Origin of the sequence: Mesorhizobium sp. M4A.F.Ca.ET.020.02.1.1, assembly GCF_004022645.1 — a bacterium.
Taxonomy (GTDB): domain Bacteria; phylum Pseudomonadota; class Alphaproteobacteria; order Rhizobiales; family Rhizobiaceae; genus Mesorhizobium.
On sequence record NZ_RZOI01000672.1, the window covers coordinates 1 to 3,281 of the forward strand.

General features: G+C 64.0%; 5 protein-coding genes. 3 read left to right on the forward strand and 2 right to left on the reverse strand.

Annotated features, from left to right (window positions below; genetic code table 11):
- Positions 1-285: hypothetical protein (locus tag EN742_RS38795; RefSeq protein WP_210214485.1), on the reverse strand; the 285-nt coding region annotated here is incomplete at its 3' end.
- Between the two features lie 153 nt (positions 286-438).
- Here EN742_RS38795 and dapA point away from each other — a divergent pair.
- From dapA to EN742_RS29060, 3 genes are all read left to right on the forward strand, one after another.
- Positions 439-1,320, forward strand: a complete 882-nt coding sequence (gene dapA / locus EN742_RS29050; RefSeq protein ID WP_126055724.1) for a 4-hydroxy-tetrahydrodipicolinate synthase — start codon at positions 439-441, stop codon at positions 1,318-1,320.
- Between the two features lie 126 nt (positions 1,321-1,446).
- A complete protein-coding gene (gene smpB, locus EN742_RS29055) occupies positions 1,447-1,926 on the forward strand; it encodes an SsrA-binding protein SmpB (protein ID WP_126055723.1) in 480 nt (159 codons plus the stop codon).
- Between the two features lie 81 nt (positions 1,927-2,007).
- Positions 2,008-2,754 carry a GH25 family lysozyme gene (locus tag EN742_RS29060; protein WP_126055722.1) on the forward strand — a complete coding sequence of 249 codons (747 nt, stop codon included), beginning with the start codon at positions 2,008-2,010 and terminating at the stop codon, positions 2,752-2,754.
- Here EN742_RS29060 and EN742_RS29065 read toward each other — a convergent pair.
- On the reverse strand, positions 2,723-3,281 hold a 559-nt coding region (locus EN742_RS29065; protein ID WP_128333563.1), incomplete at its 5' end, for a uracil-DNA glycosylase. The two genes, EN742_RS29060 and EN742_RS29065, sit on opposite strands and share 32 nt — an antisense overlap.

Genomic DNA, 3,281 nt, shown 5'->3' on the forward strand with positions numbered 1-3,281 from the left:
GCCCTGATAGGCCAGAGGCGGTATTGGGGCAGCCGACGTCGTCTGCACGTCGACGCCCCCGCCGATCGCCGCGGCCGGCATCAGCGCAAGCGTCGCGCCCAGAAGCGCGAAAAGACGGGGCCGCCGGGCTGACATGTGGTTCGTCATTTCCTGTTCGAGCACATTACCAGCAGCCCAAGACGGCTTGAAGCTAAACTCAGGTCGTGAAGAGCCCGTAAACAAAAGGTTATCGAGGTCGTTCGAATTGCCGACACTGGCACCACGGCAATGCTTGCCGCTGAACAATGTCGAGACTATGGTGCGCGGCTTCGCTTTCGGCTAGAAGGCGCGCACGATAGACCGACCGATAAAACACGAATGCATGTCGCCCAAAAGTGGACACCGGTTTTGGGGCAACGAGATGCATAAACCAACGAAGTCCCAAGGAGTTTGGACGATATGCTGAGAGGCTCGCTGACCGCGCTCGTTACACCGTTCGACAAGAGCGGGCGTTTCGACGAGAAAGCCTTTCGCGCCTTCATCGAGTGGCAGCTCGCCGAGGGCACCAAGGGGCTGGTTCCGGTGGGCACCACGGGCGAGTCGCCGACGCTGTCGCATGACGAGCACCGCCAGGTGGTCAAGGTCTGCATCGAGGTCGCCAAGGGCCGCGCTCCGGTCGTCGCCGGCGCCGGCTCCAACAACACCGAAGAGGCGGTGGGCCTGGTGCAGTTTGCCGAGCAGGCGGGTGCCGATGCCGCGCTCGTCGTCACGCCCTATTATAACAAGCCGACGCAGCGCGGCCTCTACGAACACTTCGCCGCTGTCGCCCGCGCGACCAAGCTGCCGATCATCATCTACAATATCCCGCCGCGCTCGGTCATCGACATGACGCCCGAGACGATGGGTCGGTTGGCGCACGACTTCAAGAACATCGTCGGCGTCAAGGATGCCACCGGCAAGGTCGAGCGCGTCTCCGAGCAGCGCGCCACCTGCGGCAAGGACTTCATCCAGCTTTCCGGCGAGGATGCCTCGGCGCTGGGCTTCAACGCGCATGGCGGCGTCGGCTGCATCTCGGTGACGTCGAACGTCGCGCCCCGCCTCTGCTCGGAGTTCCAGGAAGCGACGCTGTCCGGCGACAGCGCCACGGCGCTCGACTTGCAGGATCGCCTGCTGCCGCTGCACAAGGCGATCTTCACCGAGCCTGGCCTGTGCGGCGCCAAATACGCGCTGTCGAAGCTGGGCAAGGTCGAGAACGTCGTGCGCTCGCCGCTGGTCACGATCGAGGCTTCGACGGCCGAGAAGATCGACCAGGCGATGAAGCACGCCGGCTTGATAAACTAGAGCAATTCCAGGAAAAAGTGTGTAGCGGATTTCCATTCGGAATTGCGTCAAAATGAATAGATAGAGCGGTTCGACGTTTCCGTGAAACGGTGAATCGCTCTAGATGAGGCGCCACCTCTCCGCATTATGAATCAAGTCAAGAAAGCCGATCCCAACAACAGGACCGTTGCGGAGAACCGCAAGGCGCGGTTCTCGTACGAGGTCCTCGACACGATCGAGGCCGGCCTGGTGCTGACCGGCACCGAGGTCAAGTCGCTGCGCCAGGGCCAGGCCAACATCCAGGAATCCTACGCCTCGGCCGAGGGTGGCGAGATCTGGCTGATCAATTCCTACCTGCCGGAATATCTTCAGGCAAATCGCTTCAACCACGAGCCGCGCCGGCGCCGCAAGCTTCTGCTCTCCAAGCGCGAGATGGCGAAGCTGTCGCAGAGCGTCGATCGCGAAGGCATGACGCTGGTGCCGCTCAAGATCTATTTCAACGATCGCGGTCGCGCCAAGCTTTTGCTTGCAGTCGCCCGCGGCAAGAAGCTGCACGACAAGCGCGAGACCGAGAAGCAGCGCGACTGGTCGCGCGAGAAGGGTCGCCTGCTCAAGCAACGCGGTTGAAAAATCTCAGCAGCAGCCTGAAAAAAGCCAACAGTTCGCCTTCAGCTTGCGGAGATGTGGAGCCGACAGCAGGGGATAGTCTTGAAGAAGCGGATCGTCCTCTGGGTCCTGGCCGGCCTTGTTCTGGCGTGCATCGCCGCAGTGGGCGGGCTGTTTTATTTCCACACTTTCTCTCCTGATCGCGACCGATTCCCGGTCAGGGGCATCGACGTCTCCCACCACCAGGGCCGGATCGACTGGCGACGCGTTGCCGCCGACGACGTCGCCTTTGCCGTCATCAAGGCGACCGAAGGCGGCGATCATGTCGACGATGCCTTCGCCACCAACCTGCGCGAGGCGCGCGAGGCGGGGCTGGCGGTCGGCGCCTATCACTTCTTCACCTTCTGCCGGCCGGGTGGCGACCAGGCGAGGAATTTCATCTCGGTGGTGCCGCGCGGCGAGCCGCTGCTGCCGCCGGTGGTCGACATCGAATTCGGCGGCAATTGCCCGCAGCGGCCGTCGGCCGAGCAATTGAATACCGAACTCCAGGCGTTCCTCGGCCCGGTCGAGGCGGCCTTCGGCAAGCCGGCGATCGTCTATCTCACCGACGAGGCGGCTCAGGCCTACTCGGCGCATATCGCCGTTCGCCCGCGCTGGCTGCGCTCGCTGGCCATGCGGCCGGGCGAGGACGACTGGATCTACTGGCAGTACCACAACCGGGGCCGCGTCGACGGCATCGTGGGCGATGTCGACCTGAACGTGCTGCAGGGTGGGGCGGACAGGCTGGCCGCGCTGTTTGCCTCGGCACCGGTCGATTCTATTCCTGTAGAAGCGCCGCGATCTCCTTGAACACATTGACGAACATCGCTTCCGTCAGCACGCCGGTGTTGGTGTTGTAGCGCGAGCAGTGGTAGCTGGAGAACAGCGTGATGCTTCCGGCTTCCTGACGTCCGCCGTGCCGGAACGGATAGGCGGCAACGCGCTCGCCCAGTGCCCGCACCGTCGACTGGTGTGCGATCGAGCCCAGCGCCAGCACCGCGCGCAGATTGGGAAAGCGCCCGATCGTCGGCACCAGGAAACTCCGGCAGGTGGCGATCTCGCCGCCTACCGGCTTGTTCTCCGGCGGCACGCAGCGCACCGCATTGGTGATGGCGGTCTGCACCAGCTGCAGTCCGTCATCGGGCCTTGCCTTGAATTCGCCGCGCGCCAGGCCTTGCGCGATCAGAGTGCCGTAGAGCAGGTCGCCGGCATAGTCGCCGGTGAACGGCCGTCCAGTGCGGTTGGCTCCGCGCAGGCCGGGCGCCAGCCCGACGATGAGCAGCCGCACCGCGTCCTCGCCCTCCGGCGGCAGGAAGGTCGGCACCGGTGCGTTGAAC